Consider the following 16,727-nt stretch of genomic DNA (forward strand, 5'->3'; position numbering starts at 1 on the left):
CATGAGCCAGCCGTACCGCGTCCACGACGTCCACGGCATCCCCGACATCCCTGATATCCGCGATATTCCGGATATCCCCGACATTCCGGGCTTCACCGGCCCCGTGCACCGGCCGGGCGAGCCGGGCTACGACGAGCAGCGCCGCGCGGTGAACCCGGCGCTCGACGCCCGCCCCGCCGTGGTGGCCGAGGCGTACGGGGTCGGCGACCTGCGCGCGGCGCTGCTGGCGGCGCGCTCCCACGATCTGCCGTTCGCGGTGCAGGCCACCGGCCACGGCACGCACGTCGCCTGCGACGGCGGCCTGCTGGTCAAGACCGCGGCCATGGCGTCGGTGCTGGTGGACCCGGTACGCGGGGTCGCGCGGGTGGGACCCGGGGCGCGGTGGGGTGCGGTGCTGGCGGCGGCCGCGCCGTCCGGGCTGGCGCCGCTGTCGGGCTCCGCGCCGTCGGTCGGGGTCACCGGTTACACGCTGGGCGGCGGGCTCGGCTGGCTGGGCCGCGCCTACGGGTTCGCCGCCGACAGCGTGCTGCGGGCCGAGGTGCTGCTGGCCGACGGGCGGCACGTGACGGCGAGCGCGGACAGCCACCCCGAGCTGTTCTGGGCGCTGCGGGGCGGCGGTGGCGGGTTCGGCGTGGTGACCGCGCTGGAGTTCCGGCTGTATCCGGTGGCGGAGGTGTGCTCGGGGTTCGCGTACTTCCCGATCGAGGCGGCGGCGGACACGCTGGCGGCCTACCGGCGCTGGATCGAGGACGTGCCCGACGAGATGAGCACGGCGGTGGTGCTGCGGCGCATGCCGGACGACGAAGGCACGCCCGCGCAGCTGCGCGGCCGGCGCGTCATGATGATCAAGGTCCTGTACGCGGGCGCGCCCGCCGAGGCCAGGCGGCTGCTCGCGCCGCTGTGGCGGACCGCGGGCGAGCCGCTGCTCGACGAGATCCGGCCGGCGACGTTCGCGCAGAGCGCGATGGGCGGCACGCCGGTGCGGTATCTCGACCTGTTCGACACCGCCGGCGACGAGGTGATCGGCGCGCTGCTGCGGGCGTCGGAGCGCGCGGGAACGGTGGAGGTGCGCCATTGGGGCGGCGCGCTGGGCAGGCCGGGCCCGGACGCCGGGCCGGTCGGGCGGCGCTCGACGCGGCTTTCGGTGATCGCCGACACGGTGGTGCCGGAGCTGGCCGATGAGCTGCGGCCGTACGCGAACGGCGGCGGGTTCCTGAACTTCATGGCCGACCCGTCGCGGACGGCGGCCGCGTACGAGAAGGATGACTACGCGCGGCTGCGCGAGATCAAGCGGGCCTATGACCCGGACGGCGTCTTCCGCGTCGGGCACGTGACCCTGTGATGAGCCGGTGTGACACGGCCGGCCGGCTACGGCAGCCGTGTCACGCCGGGACGTCACCCCGGCCGGGCGAGCCGGGGAGCGCCCTGGTCAGGGCCTGGGGCCGCGGTGCGTGACGTGCTCCGCGGAGCCGACGTGCTCGCGATGCTTGCGCATGCCGGCGAGGCCGATCAGACCCAGGAGGCCCAGCAGGCCCCACAGGCCGGCGTTGCCGCCTCCTTCGTCCCTGTTCTCCTGCGGTGCCGGTGTCACCTGGCTCTGTGCGACCGGCCCGGCCGGTGTCTCGGCCAGTGCTGCGGATGCCGGTGCCAGCGTGAGAAAGAACGCCAGGCCCAGCCCGGTGAGGGTCTTGCGCATTGGGTTCCCCCGATCCGGCGGTCTCGCGGACCGCGGAGACCGCCTATCACGCCTTCCTGATGAAGGCTTCCGATAGCGGGGCGATCTCCTCATCCCCTGCTACCTACGCCCCTACCATCGGGTCGGCGGCATCAAACGCCTTCTCATCGGGCCGGAGGGACGCCGACATGCGGAGATCCCCCGCCGTACACGGGTTTCCGCGTCCTCGGCACGCCGCCCAAATCAGCCGCACAAGCCCCGCATGCATCGACAGCAGCCGGAAAAATCGGTTGCCGGACGTTCGTAGATCATTACACTCTTCCACCGTCATCATCACGCGACGAGAGAAGGGAGACCGGCCGTGCGTCACAGCGTCGCCGTCGTCATCCCCTCGTCGCGTCATGAGGTGATCCAGGTGTCTTCGTCGCCCCGGCGCCCGCTGCGCGGCCGGCGCCGGTTGCTGCCCTGACGAAGACCCCCTTCGCGGGGCCCAATCGCGCAGTCCTGTTCGGAAACGTCACCGAAAGGCTGTGGGACCTTTGCGTGCTCACCTTTCCTCCGCCCTTGCCACCGTCCGCAACCTCGGCATCCTCGCGCACGTCGACGCCGGCAAGACCACCGTCACCGAGCGCATGCTCTACATCACCGGCGCCACGTACAAGCGCGGCGAGGTGCACGACGGCACCACCGTCACCGACTTCGACCCGCAGGAGCGCGACCGCGGCATCACGATCTTCGCGGCGGCGGTGAGCTGCACCTGGGACGGCCACCGCATCAACCTCATCGACACGCCCGGCCACGTCGACTTCTCCGACGAGGTGGAACGTTCCCTGCGGGTGCTCGACGGCGCGATCGCCGTGTTCGACGGCGTGGCCGGGGTCGAGCCGCAGAGCGAGTCGGTGTGGCGGCGGGCCGACCGGTACGGCGTGCCGCGCATCGCGTTCGTCAACAAGCTGGACAGGGCGGGCGCCGACCTGGACGCCGCCGTGGAGTCCATCCGCGCGCGGCTGCACCCGGCGCCGCTGGTCGTGCAGCTCCCGATCGGCCGCGAGGACGGCTTCACCGGCGTGGTGGACCTCATCGCCATGCGGGCGCTGGTGTGGTCGGGCGACGCCTGCCAGACGGGGCCGGTGCCCGAGGAGCTGGCGGAGGAGGCGGCGCAGCGGCGCAGGCTGCTGGAGGAGGCGGTGGCCGAGCTGCACGCGGGTGCGCTGGAGGAGTTCTGCACCCGGCCGTCGCTCTCCGAGGAGACGCTGACGGCGGCGCTGCGCGACCTGACCCGCACGGGCGCGGGCGTGGTGGTGCTGTGCGGCTCGGCGTACCGGAACCGGGGCATCGAGCCGCTGCTCGACGCGGTGGTCCGCTACCTGCCGTCGCCGCTGGACGTGCCCGCCGTGCGCGGTCAGGAGGGCGAGGAGCGGCCGGCCGATCCGGCGGCGCCGCTGGCGGCGCTGGTGTTCAAGGTGACCTCGGCGGCGTCGGGGCGGCTGACGTACCTGCGCGTCTACTCCGGCACGCTGCGCAAGGGCGACACGGTGCTGGACGCCGGGACCGGCAGGACGGAGCGCATCGGCCGGATCCTGCGTGTGCAGGCCGACCGGCACGCCGACACGGACGCGGCGGTGGCCGGTGACATCGTCGCGGTCGTCGGGCCGAAGGCGGCCCGCGCGGGCACGACGCTGTGCGCGCAGGACGCCCCGCTGCTGCTGGAGCCGCCGGTCGCGACCGAGCCGGTGGTGTCGGTGGCGGTCGAGCCGCGCAGGAGCGCCGACGCCGACCGCCTGGCGGCGGCCTTGGCCAGGCTGGCCGAGGAGGACCCGTCGCTGTCGGTGCGCACCGACCCCGAGACCGGCCAGACCGTGCTGTCCGGGATGGGCGAGCTGCACCTGGAGGTCGCGGCCGAGAAGCTGCGCCGCGACCACCGGCTGGAGCTCGCGGTCGGCCGGCCGAAGGTCTCCTACCGCGAGGCCGTCGTGCGCGGCGTGTCGGGGGTGCTCTACCGGCACGTCAAGCAGGACGGCGGCGCCGGTCAGTTCGCGCACGTCGTGCTGGACGTGGAGCCGCTGGACGAGGGCTTCGTGTTCGAGTCGACGGTGACCGGCGGACGGGTGCCGCGCGAGTACGTGCGGGCGGTCGAGCTCGGCTGCCGGGACGCGCTGGAGAGCGGCCCGCTCGGCGGGCACCCGGTGACCGGTCTGCGGGTGACGCTGACCGACGGCGCCACGCACGTGAAGGACTCGTCGGAGATGGCCTTCCGCGCGGCGGGCCGGCTCGGCCTGCGCGAGGCGCTGCGGGCCTGCGAGATGGTGCTGCTCGAACCGGTGGCAGAGGTGACCGTGACGGTGCCCGACGCGATGGCGGGCGCGGTGCTCGGCGATCTCGCCGCCCGGCGCGGGCGCGTGTCGGGCTCGCAGGCGCGGGCCGGCAGCGTGGTGATCACGGCGGTGGTGCCGCTGGCCGAGGTGTTCGGGTACGCCTCCCGGCTGCGCAGCCGTACGCAGGGGCGTGGCACGTTCACCACCCGGCCCGCCGGTTACGCCCCGGCCGGCTGACCGCTCCCCCGCCCCCGGAGCTCCGGGGGCGGGGACCCGCTCATACGGTCGTGAACGAGATCCACACGTCCGGCGGCACATCGGGCCTGCCCGGTACGGGGCGGTGCTCCTCGGTCCAGGCCTCGCCCGCCAGCTCGGTGGCGACGCGCCGCCAGAACGCGGCCGCGCCGGTGTTGGCGTCCTGGAACGCGATCTCCCACCGGCCCGGATGCCGGGCGAGGACCTCCTTGACGGCGCGCAGGCCGAGGCCGGAGCGGCGGGCGCCGCGCACCACGAAGAAGCTGTTGAGGATGCGGACGGGCCCGTCGAGCCCGCGGACGAACGCGAACCCGGCGGGCCGGTCGCCGCTGCTCAGCAGGTACGCCGCCCAGCCCGGGTCGGCGAAGGCGGATTCGAGCCGGTCGCTGCGGAAGGTGGCGTCGGGAAGGGGCAGCCCGCCCACGAACTCGGACATGTCATGGCGGAACATCAGCCACAGGCGCTCGATGACGGCCCGGTCGGAAGGAGTGACGGGGCGCAGGGTGAAAAGGGTCATGAACGCAATTTCCGGCCGGAATCAAATGGTGTTTTCCGGCCGGAAGGGATGGAGTACCGGAATCCTAGCAGATCATGAACTTGTGAGCGCTGCGGCGTGGACCCATGACGCCCCGTACACGGGCCCGCGCCGCCTGCGGGATTCCGGCCCGATGGTCCCGTCCTGAGTCGTCCGGACACGGCCGGGCGGCCGGGTGCGAGGTCCCGGCCGCCCGGTGGTCCCCTTCCGGTGTCAGGGTTCGCGGTAGTCGGCGGCGATGCCGATGAGCGAGATCAGGCCGGCGGCGAACTCCATCGCCTCGGCGTGGCCCTCCTCGAACGGCGGCTGGAAGCCCACGCCCTGCCAGCTGCGCGTCTCGGGGTTCCACAGGTCGGCGCCGACCTCGAAGTCCCAGCCGTAGATGCCGTGGTCGTACCAGAGCTCGTCGGCCGAGTTGCCGGCCGCCGAGTACAGCACGTCCGTCACCGGCCCGGTCTGCTGCGGCCAGATCACGGTGCCGCGCTCGGCGGCGATGGCCTTGAGGATCGTCTCCGACGAGCGCTCGAAGAACTTCTCCTCCTTCGGCGCCGGCCTGGGCAGGGTCACGCGGCCGTCCGCCTTGTACGCGCCGGGCGGCCACATGAAGTAGCCGCCGTAGCTGTGCACGTTCATGGCGAACTTGATGTTGCCGAACCGCTCGGCCAGCCAGATGACGTTGCGGCTCTCCGGCTCGGAGTGCTCGGCGGGGCCGGCGTACGTGCCGCTCTGGCAGTTGCCCGACCCGCCGACGTAGCCGTCGTGGTAGGAGCCGACGGCGTAGTTGCGGTTGACGTCCACGCCCCACTGGTTGCGCAGCGCCGGGTCGGACTGCTCGGGCGGGCAGTGGTTCGTCATGTTCTTCCGCTGGGAGTTGAAGTCGTAGAAGCTGTAGTTCGCGCCGTCGGGGTTGACGGTCGGCACGATGAAGATGTCCGTACGCTCGAGCAGCCGCCGGGTCGCCTTGTCCGTGGCGTAGTTGCGCAGCAGGCGCTCGGCCGCCTCGATCGTGACCAGCGGCGTCACCCACTCGCGCGCGTGCTCCTGCGCGTAGGCGAGCACGCCGGTGCGCGAGCCGTCGCGGCGGGTGCCGATGCGCAGCGCCAGCACCTCGGCGGGCTTCCTGGAGACGCCGGCGGGGGCGCTCAGGAAGTCGTCGAGCTGGACGGGCGGCGCGGGCGCCATGACGCCGGCCCCCGGGTCCGTGCGGTAGCGCGACGCCTTGAGCGGCAGGCCCGGCGTCGCGTTGATCGCGGCGACGACGTCGGCGGCGGTGCTGACGGGCTCGCCCGCGTCGTTCGTGGCCAGGCCGACCGTGACGAGCTTGCCGTCCAGCGACACCCGCAGCGGGCTGCCCGGCGTGCCCGGCGCGACCAGCTCGACGGACAGGTCGTTGCCGCCCTCGGAGCCGTAGGCGTTCGAGGTGATCACGACGGCCCTGTCCGGGACGGTGCCGATGAGGGCCTGGGCGTGCCGGCGGTAGCCGTTCGTCCGGTACGGCAGCGTGATGATGTCGGTGAGCTCGGGGAACCGCCGGTGCAGCTCCTTGATGCGCTCGTTGAGCTGGGCCGGCGGCATGTACTGGGTGATGAAGTCCGTCTGGTAGCCGCGGTCGTGCTTGTCGGGCCGCTCGCCGTCCGGCCACTCGCGTACGTGGGCGTCGGCCCTGCCGCCGCCGGTCGAGGTGACGGTGATCTTCTGCGGCTGCTGCTCGGCCGGGACCGGGGTGCTGAACTGGTGGCCCAGGTACGCGCCCGCGTCCACGTACGCGACCATCTCGGCCTTGCCCGTCGTGCCGCGCTTGCCCCGCCACTCGACGGTGAGCGTGGCGGCCTGGGCGGCGCTGCTCGAGGCCTCCACGGAGAGGAAGTAGCCGTCGCGCGACTTGTACCAGACCGCCCGCTCGATCACGACCTGGTCGCGGTCCGGCGCCGGCCGGGGGCCCTGGTGCGTTCCGGCCGGGCTCGCCTCGCCCGCGGGGGCCGCGCCGAGCGCGCGGATCTCGGCCAGCTGGGTCGGGGTGACGACGGCGTCCACCTGGACGCTGCCATCGGGTTGGGGACGTACGCGCTCGGTGAGGTCGGCGCCGGACGCCACCAGCCGCTCCATGACCGCCCGGTCCGGCACGGACAGCGTGACCAGCGAGACCGCTTCGGGATCGGCCGGTCCGGCGACCGCGGGAACGGACGGCGCCGCCCCGGATAACGCCGTGGCGGCGACCAACAGGGCGACTGCGGACGCCCGTAAACCACGCATTCTGGACCCTCCTGGATCTTGCCGTATGGGGCTCATTGAAAGCCGACAAATCACAACAAGCAAGACCTAGGAGGGCGTGGAGGCGATCATTTCCGCGGTGGTGCGCAGATGAGCGATGGGGTCGCTCACCTGCGCACCACCGCCCCGCAGACGACGGGTCAGGCGTCGGCGCGGGCGAGCTGGGCGACGCCGGAGCGCGGCGACGACAGCACCGGCACGCCGGCGTCGCCCGCCCGCTCCACGATGCGGGCCATCGACGCCTGCGCCAGCACCACCACGTCCACCTGCCCGGCGAGCCTCGCGAAGCCGTCGAGGACCAGCGCGTCGTGGCGGGCCGCGTCGCCGCCGCGCAGCGCCTCGAACGCGCCCTCGCACAGGTGCGGCACCACCGTGCGCGGCAGCTCCCGGCGGGCCGCCGCCCGCTCGACCGCCCGCGTGGTGGGGCCGAGCGTCGAGGCCAGCGTGGCCAGCACCCCGATCCTGGCGCCCGCCCGCACCGCCTCGTCCGCCATCGGCTCGTCGATGCGCAGCACGGGCAGCTCCGCGTACGGGCGGGCCCGCTCGGCCGCCTCCCCGATCGACGAGCACGTCACGAGCAGCACGCCCGCGCCCGACTCCTTGGCGTAGGTGGCGTAGGCGATGAGGCGGCGCAGCACGTGCGGCGGCGGATCACCGGCGGCGATGGTGTCCTGGAGCAGGCTCTCGTCCACGAAGTTCAGCACCCGCGCCCCGGGACGGACCTCCGCGGCCAGAGTGGTGAGCGAGGCGGCGAGCGCGGGCACGGTGTGCAGCATCGCGACCGTGTCCTGTGCGCCCTTGTCCTGCGTCCCGGCGTTCTGAGCGCCCTCCCGGCGCGGCGTGCCGGTCATCGGGCGGTCCAGGGGCGGGCGTGCTCGTCCACGATCGCGGCCAGCCGCTGCAGCCTCGGCACCGACGTCGCGCGCAGATCGGCGGCGAGGTCCGCCGAGCCCACCAGGTCACTCCAGACGGCCCGCCCGGCGAGCATGCCGGACGCGCCCGCGCGGCAGGCGGCGCGGACCGCCGCGGGGAAGTCGTCCCGCTCCACGCCCTGCGACAGCACCACCCAGGGCACGGGTATCACCGCGTCCAGCGCGGCGCACTCCTCGACCAGCCGCTCCTCGGGGGCGGCGCCGCCGAGCGGTACCTGCGCCTTGTACAGGTCGGGACGGAGCCCGGCCAGCTCCCGGGCCGCCTCCCTGATCGCGGCCGGCCCGTCGAACTCCGCCTCCTCGCCGCGGGCGGGCTTGGCCACGCCCTCCAGCACGGACAGCAGCCCGGCGGCGGCGCAGCGCCGCACGAACTCGGCCGCCGTCTCCAGCCGCCGCTCGCGCTCGTCGTCGTCCCGCCAGATGAGCAGCAGCTTGGCCGCCACCGCCCCCAGCTTGCGCGCCGCCTCCATGTCCACGCGGTCGTCGATGCCGGTGTCCTCGACCGGCCCGTCGGGGTCCTGCCGGAGGCTGTCCACGGCCACGATCAGCCCGCCGGACACCGTTCCCTCTCCGGCCACCTGCTCGAAGCCGTAGTCCTGGTCGATGAGGAAGCCCGAGGCGTACGGGCCGAGCTCGCGCGCCACCGTCAGCTTGAAGTCCCTCAGCGCGTCGTCCCCTGCGCGCCGCCCCGTCGCGGCGGTGAACATCTGCCTGAGGCTCTCGCGCTGGTCCATGGCGACCATGGCGAACCCGCCCGACGGGCGGGCGAGCAGGTCGAGGGTGGGATGGTCGGCGGTGGTCATGCGTGCTCCCGTTCGGGTGATGGGTGGGTTCTCCGGGCGGCACGGGCCCGGAGGCGGGAAGACCGGATCCTGGGTCACGGCGCGGCCCTGGCCAGGAAGGTCTCGTACTGCGGGTGGTAGGCGGCGCGCAGGGCGGGCTCGCCGGGATGGCGCTCGCGGGGCAGCACCGGTACGTCTTCGAGCGAGCCGCCCGCCCGGCCCGCGATGAGCGCGGCGCCCGCGCAGACCGCGTCCCGAGAGCGGACGATCTCGACCGGCACCGGCGAGAGCGCGGCCTTGACCCGCATCCACGCCGGGATCCTGACCTGCCCGCCGAACACCACCAGCCGTTCGGGGACGACGCCGGCCACGGCGGCCAGCTCGCCGAGCGTCCAGCGCGCGTGCAGGCAGGTGCCCTCGACGGCGGCGGCCAGCAGGTCACCCGGCCCGTGCGCGGTGTCGAGCCCGGCCAGCACCGCACGCCGTCCCCGGTCGGGCGCCGGCGCCGCCCGTCCCCTCAGGTACGGCTCCACGACGATGCCGGTCGGCAGCCGCACGCCGTCGAGCAGGGCGGGCAGGTCGTCGTACCCCTTGCCGAGCAGGCGCAGCGCCCAGTCGAGCATCGCGCCGCTGGTCGGCAGGCCGCCGACCAGTACCGTACGCGCGCCGTCCAGCGACGGGTCCGCCGTGACGCCCAGGGCGATCCCGGTGCGCGGGTCCGGTGCGCGTTCCGCCGGCACCATGAGGGCTTCGGCGGTGCCGAGGGAGTCGGCCACGTCGCCCGGCCGCCGCACCCCGGCGGCCCACGCCCCCACCGCGTGGTCGTGGCCGGCGATCACCACCGGCGTTCCGCGCCGGATACCCGGGACGTCCGCGGTCAGCCCGCCGACGGGCTCCGCCGCGCCGATCACCGGCGGCAGCCGGTCGCCGTCCAGCCCGGCCCCGGCGGTCGGCTCCGTGTCGTAGCGGCCGGTCCGCACGTCGTAGGCGAGGGTGCGCGCGGCCAGCGTCGCGTTCGTGCGCAGCACCCCGGTCAGCGCGTACGCCGCCGCCTCCGGCGCGCCCGCCCACCAGCGCATCGCCTTCAGCACCCCCGGCTCGTGGCGGCGCAGCCACAGCCATTTCGCCAGCGGGGCCTTGGCGTCGGCCCAGCGGCCGGTGGCGGCGTAGAGCGCGGCGTCGTCCAGGCCCAGCCCGGCGATCTCCGCCGCGCCGCGCGGGTCGTTCCACCAGAGCAGCGGGGTGAGCGGCCGCCCCTTCGCGTCGAGCGGCACGCCGGTCTCGGCCATGCCCGCGATCCCGATCGCCTCCGGCCCGCGTCCCGCCCGCTCCGCGCACTCGCCGAGCGCGTCCGTCACGGCCTTGACCAGGGCGGGGAGGTCGGACGGAGTCCTCCGCCTGACGCAGGCCACCTCGCCGCCCCGGCCGTCGAAGAAGCCCACCTTGACGTGGGTGGTGCCCACATCGATCCCGGCCAGCAGCCCGTTCGGCGTCATGTTGTCACTATAAATGCACAAGTTGGCGGAAAAGTGCCAACTTATGGTGCATCATGACCACATGCCCACCACCCCACCCGCCAACCCCGACCCCTCGGACACCCCTGGCTCCCGCACCGACCACCGCCCCTCGACCTCCACCCCACCCACCGACCGCGACGCTCCGGACGCCCCTCAACCGCGCAACCTCCGCACCGGCCGCCGGCCCTCAGCCACCACCCCCGGCGACCCGAACACCCCCGCGTCCGCCGATCGGGGTGTCTCTTACTCCACGCCCGCCCATCAGAAGTCCGCGGCCTCCACGCCCACCGACCAGGAGACCGCAACCTTCACGCCCACCGACCAGAGGGCCGCTACGTCCGCACCCGCCGATGAGGACGTTGCCGCCTCCGCCCCCGCCGCGCGCGCGGACCGGCAGGCCGACCCGGGACTGCGCTACGGATCCGCACCGGGGAGACGGGCCGCGATCCTGCGCCGGGTCTCGCGGGACGGCTACGTCTCGGCCGCCGACCTCGTGGACGAGCTGGGCGTCTCCCCCAACACCATCCGCCGCGACCTCCAGCGCCTTGCGAGCGACGGCCTGATCAGAGCCGTACGCGGTGGCGCCACCCCGGCGGACGCCACGGCCCTTCCGTTCTCCGACCGCTCGACGCAGGCCGCCGCCGCCAAGCGCGCCATCGCCGCCGCAGCCGTACGCCACATCGAGCCCGGCACCACGGTGGCGCTGGACTCCGGCACGACCACGCTGGAGATCGCCAAGCTGCTCCCCGCCGACGCCGGCCTCACCGTCGTCACGCACTCGCTGCCGGCCATCGCCGCCCTCGCACCCCGGCCGGACATCACGCTCATCGGCATCGGCGGCCAGTACAGCCGCGACACTCGCTCCTTCGGCGGCCCCGAGACCATCGCCGCCCTGGAGCACCTGGGCGTTCGCACCCTGTTCCTGGCCGCCACCGCCCTCGACGAGGCCGGCGTGTACGGCGCCACCCCCTACGAAGCCGAGACCAAACGCCGCCTGATCTCGATCGCCCGCGACACCATCGTGGTGAGCGACGCCCGCAAGTTCGAGCTGAGCGCCCCGATCAGGGTCTGCACGTGGTCCGCCGTCACCTGCCTCATCACCGACGCCCTCCCCGCGGACCTCACACTCCCCGTCCACACAACTCTCGCCCCCTGACCCACTCCCCACCCGCACGACACACTCACCGCCCGCACGACACTCACCTCGTGACCAGCTCCCCACACGGGGCAACGACCGCACGGGCGAGGCCCCCGCAGGACGAGAACCCCACAGACGACGGCCACCGGCCGAGGACCCCCACGCACGACGGCCACACCGGCCGAGAACCCCACAGGACGAGAACCCCACAGACGATGGCCGCCCGGGACCAGGTGGGCCGACCTCCCACTTCCTCCTGCAAGGGGCCGATGCCCCGTCACCCACCGGCGCCCCTCAGCGGCCGGAACTCCGCGTCTCCGTGACCAGGCGGCTCCTTAGCCGGAGAACTCCTCGCCCGCTCCCAGCCTTCCTGCCAGGCCGATCAACACCGCGCACGCATCCGCCACTCACCCCCGATACACCTCACGCCGACCGATCCACTGCACGCCGGCCGATCCGCCACTCACCGACCGGAGCGGCGCCATGCCCGAAGGGGCCGGGCAGCGGTCGGCCGGGCCGGGAGCACGGGCCCCCGGATCGCGTCCACGACGCGAACGGCGTACCGCGCGGAAACCTCCCACCTTCCACCCGATGAACGCTTTCAATACCCCAGCACCCTCACCACCCCGCTACCACGCCCGACATCACCTGGCGAAACACGCCCTTGACAAACCTCACAACCCCCAATAATCTCCAGCCCAAAATTTAATCGATTCAATGAGCGGAGCTCGTCACGATGAGACCCCCCAGCAGCATCCGCCGTGCCATGACCGTGGGCTTAGCCGCCCTCATGTGCCTGCCCATCGCCCCCTCCCCCGCCACCGCCGCCTCCGCACCCCACGGCGAGCATCGTCCGGGCCCGCGCCTCGAGCATCTCGATCGAGGCCTGGTGGCGGCCTCCACCAGCAAGGGCGTGTTCCTGAGCTGGCGGCTGCTCGGGGACGAGGTCACCGGGCACGGCCCGAACGGCATGACGGGCACCGACTTCCGCGTCTATCGCGACGGCCGTCCGATCGCCACGGTCACCGACAGCACCAATTACCGCGACCCGGCGGGCACGTCCCGCTCCGAGTACCGGGTGGCACCGATCACGAGGGGCCACGAGGGCCGGAAGAGCGCTGCTGTCAGGCCTTGGCTTAAAACGTTTTATGACCTCAAGCTGCGCAAGCCCGCCGACGGCGTGACCCCGGAGGGCGAGGCGTACACGTACGCGGCCAACGACCTGAGCGTGGGCGACGTGGACGGCGACGGCCAGTACGAGTACGTGGTCAAGTGGGAGCCGTCGAACTCCAAGGACGTCTCGCAGCGCGGCTACACCGGCAACACGTACCTCGACACCTACGAGCTGGACGGCACCCTGCGCTGGCGGCTCGACCTGGGCGTGAACATCCGCTCAGGCGCCCACTACACGCAGTTCCTGGTCTACGACTTCGACGGCGACGGCCGTTCGGAGATGATGCTGAAGACCGCACCGGGCACCAAGATCATCCGGTACGGCGCCAAGGGCCAGGTCGTCTCCGAGCGCTACATCACGATGCCGCGCGAGGACCGCAAGGCCGGCTACGCCCACACCGACGACTACCGGATGAGCCCCGACGACTACTTCGACCACCTGGCGGCGATGTTCACGAAGTGGCACGAGCATCCGGAGGTCGTCGCCGGGCACTGGCCGAAGACCATCGAAGAGGCGCTCGGCATCGAGCCGAAGTACCGGTACCCGCTCTCCAAGGCCGACGCCGAGGAACTGGCCACGTACTTCATCGACGTCTACGCCCCCTCGCGCAGCGGCAACAACCGGCTGCGGGAGTTCGCCGGCTTCGTCCTCACCGGCCCCGAGTACCTGTCGGTGTTCGACGGCGCGACCGGCCGCGAGCTGCAGACCGTCCACTACAAGCCGGGACGCGGCGACGACGGCCTGCTCTGGGGCGACTACGCGATGGCGAGGATCGAGCCGGGCAACCGCGTGGACCGCTTCCTGTCGTCGGTCGCCTACCTCGACGGCCGGCACCCGTCGGCGATCTTCGCGCGCGGCTACTACACCCGCACCACGCTGGTGGCCTACGACTGGGACGGCAAGCGGCTCAAGGAGCGCTGGTACGTCGACAGCGGCCACGCTCCGATGGCGAACCCGTTCGACTCCTCGCCGCACGGCGTCCCCGGCAGCAACCCCAAGTACGCCGACCTGACCACGCAGGGCTTCCACTCGATGGGCGTGGCCGACGTGGACGGCGACGGCCGGCAGGAGATCGTGTACGGCTCCGCCACCATCGACGACGACGGCGACCTGCTGTACTCCTCCTTCGGCGTCGCGCCGCCGCAGAGCAGCGTGCCGGGCCAGAACGTACGGCTCGGGCACGGCGACGCCATGCACGTGGGCGACTTCGACCCCGACCGCCCCGGCCTGGAGATCTGGACGGTGCACGAGGGCGGCCCGTGGGCCCCGTACGGCTGGGCGCTGCGCGACGCCGCCACCGGCGAGGTGATCCACGGCGGCTACAGCGGCGTGGACACCGGTCGCGGCATGGTCGGCGATATCGACCCCGATATCCGCGGCCTAGAGATGTGGTCCTCGATGCCGCCGGACCAGGCGGTCCAGGCCGGCCTGTGGTCGGCGCGCGGCGAGTACCTCGGCAGGGACACCCCCGGCACCAACATGAGCATCCGCTGGGCCGCCGACATGACCACGCAGCTCATCAACGGCACCGCCACCGACGTCCTGCAGACGCCCACCATCGACGATCACCGCAGGGGCACCCTGCTGACCGCCGAGGGCACGCTGACGAACAACTGGACGAAGGGCAACCCCGGCCTGGTGGCCGACGTCTTCGGCGACTGGCGCGAGGAGCTGCTGGTCCGTACGACCGACAGCAGCGCCATCCGCATCTACCTCAGCACCGAGGTGACCGACAGGAAACTGTACACGCTCATGCACGACCCGCAGTACCGGGTCGACGTGGCCAGGCAGCAGACGGGCTACAACCAGCCGGCGTACCCGAGTTTCTACTTCGGCTCGGACATCGACTGGTCGAAGGTGCCCATCCCGAACCTGCGCTGAAGCCCGCATGAGACGACGGCACCGATACGGTGACATACCAGCACGGGCGCCGGCACGGCACGGCGACGCCGACTCTCGTGACGTGCCGGCACCCGCGCAAGATGCCGACACCCGCGAGAGATACCGGCACCCGCGCAAGATGCCCACACCCGCGCGAGATACCGACGCCCGCATGAGATGCCGGCACCCGTCGCAAGATACCGACGCCCGAATGAGATGCCCACACCCGCGAGAGATACCAATACCCGCGCGAGGTGCCGACACCTGCCATGCGGTGCCGGCGCCGACGTCTCGTACTCGAAAGGCCCGGCGTCGACGCCCGCACGGAACTCCGGCGCCGACGCCGACATCCGCATAAGACGCCGACGCCCAGGAGGACGATAAGGCCCCCGTAGGCAGCGAAGCCCGCGTAGGCGGTCAGGGCCGCGTAGACGACCATGCCCGCGTGGGCAGCGAGGCCGACGAGGGCGTGAAACGCCGAAGAGGGCGCTCCGCACGATGGGAGCGCCCTCTTTCGACTACGTCTGATGACCGGCTTCACCCGGTGACCGTCACCGTCATCGACGGTCGGCTTACCTGTTGGCCGGAAGCTTGATGGACACCTGCTGGATGACCGGGTTGTCGTCCTTCTTGGCCCACGCGCCGGTGGAGAAGGCCACGGGGTAGCTCTTCTTGCCGACCCCGTCACCCCACTTGGTGATGATGTAGTCGACCTTGATGTGGCCCTCGCCGTTGACGCCGTCGACGCCCAGCGTGCGCGGGTTGAACGTACCGCCGGTCAGCTCGGCGAAGGTCTTGGCGTCGAGGTCGAGCATGACGCCGCGGTTGGACGGGGTGCCGGGGCCGCGGTCACCCACGAAGAAGGGCAGCTTCTTGCCCTTGTAGATGACGTATCCCTCGGTCATGAGGGGCCAGCTCGGGCTGGCGGCCAGGCCCTTCTGCATGGGCTTGCCCGCCGCGGGCAGCCCGGTGTCGCCGGCTCGACCGGAGGCGTCGTCCCAGAAGTAGGACGCAGTCGTCGAGCCCTTCAGCACTCCGCGCTGCTCGACGCCGGCCTCGGCGTGAGCGGTGGACGCGCCGACGGTCAGGGCCGTGGCGGCGGAGGCGGCGAGCAGGGCGACAGAACGCAGGCGAGCAGACATAGAAAATTCGGGTCCTTTGTTAGGGGACGGGAACTTTGCGCTCGTCAGGACGTACGTAGCCGGGCAGCACGCCGTACAGAAGCTACGTGGAGCGCAGCGGAGAACCGCGTGGATCGGAGGATCCGGGGAACCGAGCCAGGCCCCGCCTCTCTTGGTCAGGCGCGGGTCACTGCTCGGTGACGTCTACGACGCTACCCCTAAACCCGGACATTGGCAAACATATCACCACGAAACCGGCATAGATCTACCTTGTGGGTAAAGCGTCAGGTCACATCGCTGCGGAGCACCCGCAGCATCCCCACCGCGGCGGGGACGACGATCCAGGCCGTCACAGACACCGCCAGGCGCGCCAATCCGCCGCCCGTCACGTCGCCGCTCGTCAGAACGCCGCTGGTGGAGTTGAGGTCCAGCCACTGTGCCATGGCTTTACCTCCTTCGCCAAGTTGACCGACGAAGCTCCACACCATGGGGTTGACCAGGTAGATCACGATCGCGGCCGGGGCGTTCAGCATCATCAGCCCCAACGCCAGGCCCTGGGCGGTCACCAGCACCATCGTCGCCATCCAGCCCAGCAGCTCGTACGGCTCAAGCCGCCACGCCGCCTCCACGCCCGCCAGGGACGCCGCCACCGCCGTCGTCGGCAGCGCCACCAGCACCGCGAGCACGCACGCCAGCGCGGCCGCCACCAGCACCGGCACGCACTTCGCCACCAGCACCCGCGCCCGCCGCGGCTCCAGCGTGAACGTGGTCAGCGCCGTCCGGTGATGCCACTCGCCGGTGATCGACAGAATGCCGAGCACCGGCAGCAGGATCGCGAACGCCGTCCCAGCCGTCCCGGCCAGCGTGAACAGGTCTGCCGCCTGCGTCACGACACCCCGTCCGACGACGAGCGCGAGCGCGACGACGACCAGGACGGCGGTCATGATCCGGCTGGTCCGGGTATCGACCAGCTTCCGCGTCTCAACTCTCAGCAAGGTGCCGAACGGGCTGCGCTGCGCGGTTCGTGGGACGGTACGGGTGGTCATGGGAAACTCCAATCGCTAGCGGTACGGGGGTGGGTGGGTGTGTCGGTGGCAGATCCCGCAGGCGGCGACACCGGGAGCGTGTTAC

Annotated in this window: 12 protein-coding genes; 4 read left to right on the top strand and 8 right to left on the bottom strand. The window is 72.4% G+C overall.

Annotated elements, in window-relative coordinates; genetic code table 11:
- Position 1 precedes the first annotated feature (1 nt).
- Positions 2 to 1,342, top strand: a complete 1,341-nt coding sequence (locus ACGFIM_RS05270) for an FAD-binding oxidoreductase (protein WP_393194925.1) — start codon at positions 2 to 4, stop codon at positions 1,340 to 1,342.
- 87 nt (positions 1,343 to 1,429) lie between these two features.
- On the opposite strand, the gene ACGFIM_RS05275 is transcribed toward ACGFIM_RS05270, so the two are convergent.
- Positions 1,430 to 1,696 carry a WGxxGxxG family protein gene (locus ACGFIM_RS05275; protein ID WP_393194928.1) on the bottom strand — a complete coding sequence of 89 codons (267 nt, stop codon included), beginning with the start codon at positions 1,694 to 1,696 and terminating at the stop codon, positions 1,430 to 1,432.
- A 518-nt stretch (positions 1,697 to 2,214) separates the two neighbouring features.
- Between ACGFIM_RS05275 and fusA the strand changes: the two genes are divergently transcribed.
- On the top strand, positions 2,215 to 4,227 hold the full coding sequence (gene fusA, locus ACGFIM_RS05280) for an elongation factor G (RefSeq protein ID WP_393194930.1): 2,013 nt from the start codon (positions 2,215 to 2,217) through the stop codon (positions 4,225 to 4,227).
- Between the two features lie 40 nt (positions 4,228 to 4,267).
- Here fusA and ACGFIM_RS05285 read toward each other — a convergent pair whose 3' ends face one another.
- The 5 genes from ACGFIM_RS05285 to ACGFIM_RS05305 form a co-directional block, all read right to left on the bottom strand.
- Positions 4,268 to 4,762 (bottom strand): GNAT family N-acetyltransferase, encoded by a 495-nt coding sequence (locus ACGFIM_RS05285; RefSeq protein WP_393194933.1) that lies wholly within the window; start codon positions 4,760 to 4,762, stop codon positions 4,268 to 4,270.
- 231 nt (positions 4,763 to 4,993) lie between these two features.
- Positions 4,994 to 7,033: a M14 family zinc carboxypeptidase gene (locus tag ACGFIM_RS05290; RefSeq protein WP_393194936.1), complete on the bottom strand. Its 2,040-nt coding sequence runs from the start codon at positions 7,031 to 7,033 to the stop codon at positions 4,994 to 4,996.
- Between the two features lie 158 nt (positions 7,034 to 7,191).
- The gene (locus tag ACGFIM_RS05295) at positions 7,192 to 7,902 is read right to left on the bottom strand and encodes an aspartate/glutamate racemase family protein (protein WP_393194939.1); all 711 of its coding nucleotides are present in this window, start codon (positions 7,900 to 7,902) and stop codon (positions 7,192 to 7,194) included.
- Positions 7,899 to 8,786, bottom strand: coding sequence for a hypothetical protein (locus tag ACGFIM_RS05300; RefSeq protein WP_393194942.1), 888 nt, complete (start codon positions 8,784 to 8,786; stop codon positions 7,899 to 7,901). The genes ACGFIM_RS05295 and ACGFIM_RS05300 overlap by 4 nt, the downstream gene beginning before the upstream one ends.
- A gap of 74 nt (positions 8,787 to 8,860) precedes the next feature.
- Positions 8,861 to 10,261, bottom strand: coding sequence for an L-fuculokinase (locus ACGFIM_RS05305; protein WP_393194945.1), 1,401 nt, complete (start codon positions 10,259 to 10,261; stop codon positions 8,861 to 8,863).
- A 61-nt stretch (positions 10,262 to 10,322) separates the two neighbouring features.
- Between ACGFIM_RS05305 and ACGFIM_RS05310 the strand changes: the two genes are divergently transcribed.
- Both ACGFIM_RS05310 and ACGFIM_RS05315 read left to right on the top strand, forming a co-directional pair.
- Positions 10,323 to 11,438, top strand: a complete 1,116-nt coding sequence (locus ACGFIM_RS05310) for a DeoR family transcriptional regulator (RefSeq protein WP_393194948.1) — start codon at positions 10,323 to 10,325, stop codon at positions 11,436 to 11,438.
- A 748-nt stretch (positions 11,439 to 12,186) separates the two neighbouring features.
- Positions 12,187 to 14,475 (top strand): rhamnogalacturonan lyase, encoded by a 2,289-nt coding sequence (locus ACGFIM_RS05315; protein WP_393194951.1) that lies wholly within the window; start codon positions 12,187 to 12,189, stop codon positions 14,473 to 14,475.
- Between the two features lie 572 nt (positions 14,476 to 15,047).
- Here ACGFIM_RS05315 and ACGFIM_RS05320 read toward each other — a convergent pair.
- Both ACGFIM_RS05320 and ACGFIM_RS05325 read right to left on the bottom strand, forming a co-directional pair.
- A complete protein-coding gene (locus ACGFIM_RS05320; protein ID WP_393194954.1) occupies positions 15,048 to 15,617 on the bottom strand; it encodes a hypothetical protein in 570 nt (189 codons plus the stop codon).
- Positions 15,618 to 15,880: 263 nt separating this feature from the next.
- Positions 15,881 to 16,642, bottom strand: coding sequence for an ABC transporter permease (locus tag ACGFIM_RS05325; RefSeq protein ID WP_393194957.1), 762 nt, complete (start codon positions 16,640 to 16,642; stop codon positions 15,881 to 15,883).
- Positions 16,643 to 16,727 lie beyond the last annotated feature (85 nt).

It is taken from the genome of Nonomuraea sp. NPDC049309 (assembly GCF_043196965.1).
Classification (GTDB): domain Bacteria; phylum Actinomycetota; class Actinomycetes; order Streptosporangiales; family Streptosporangiaceae; genus Nonomuraea; species Nonomuraea fastidiosa.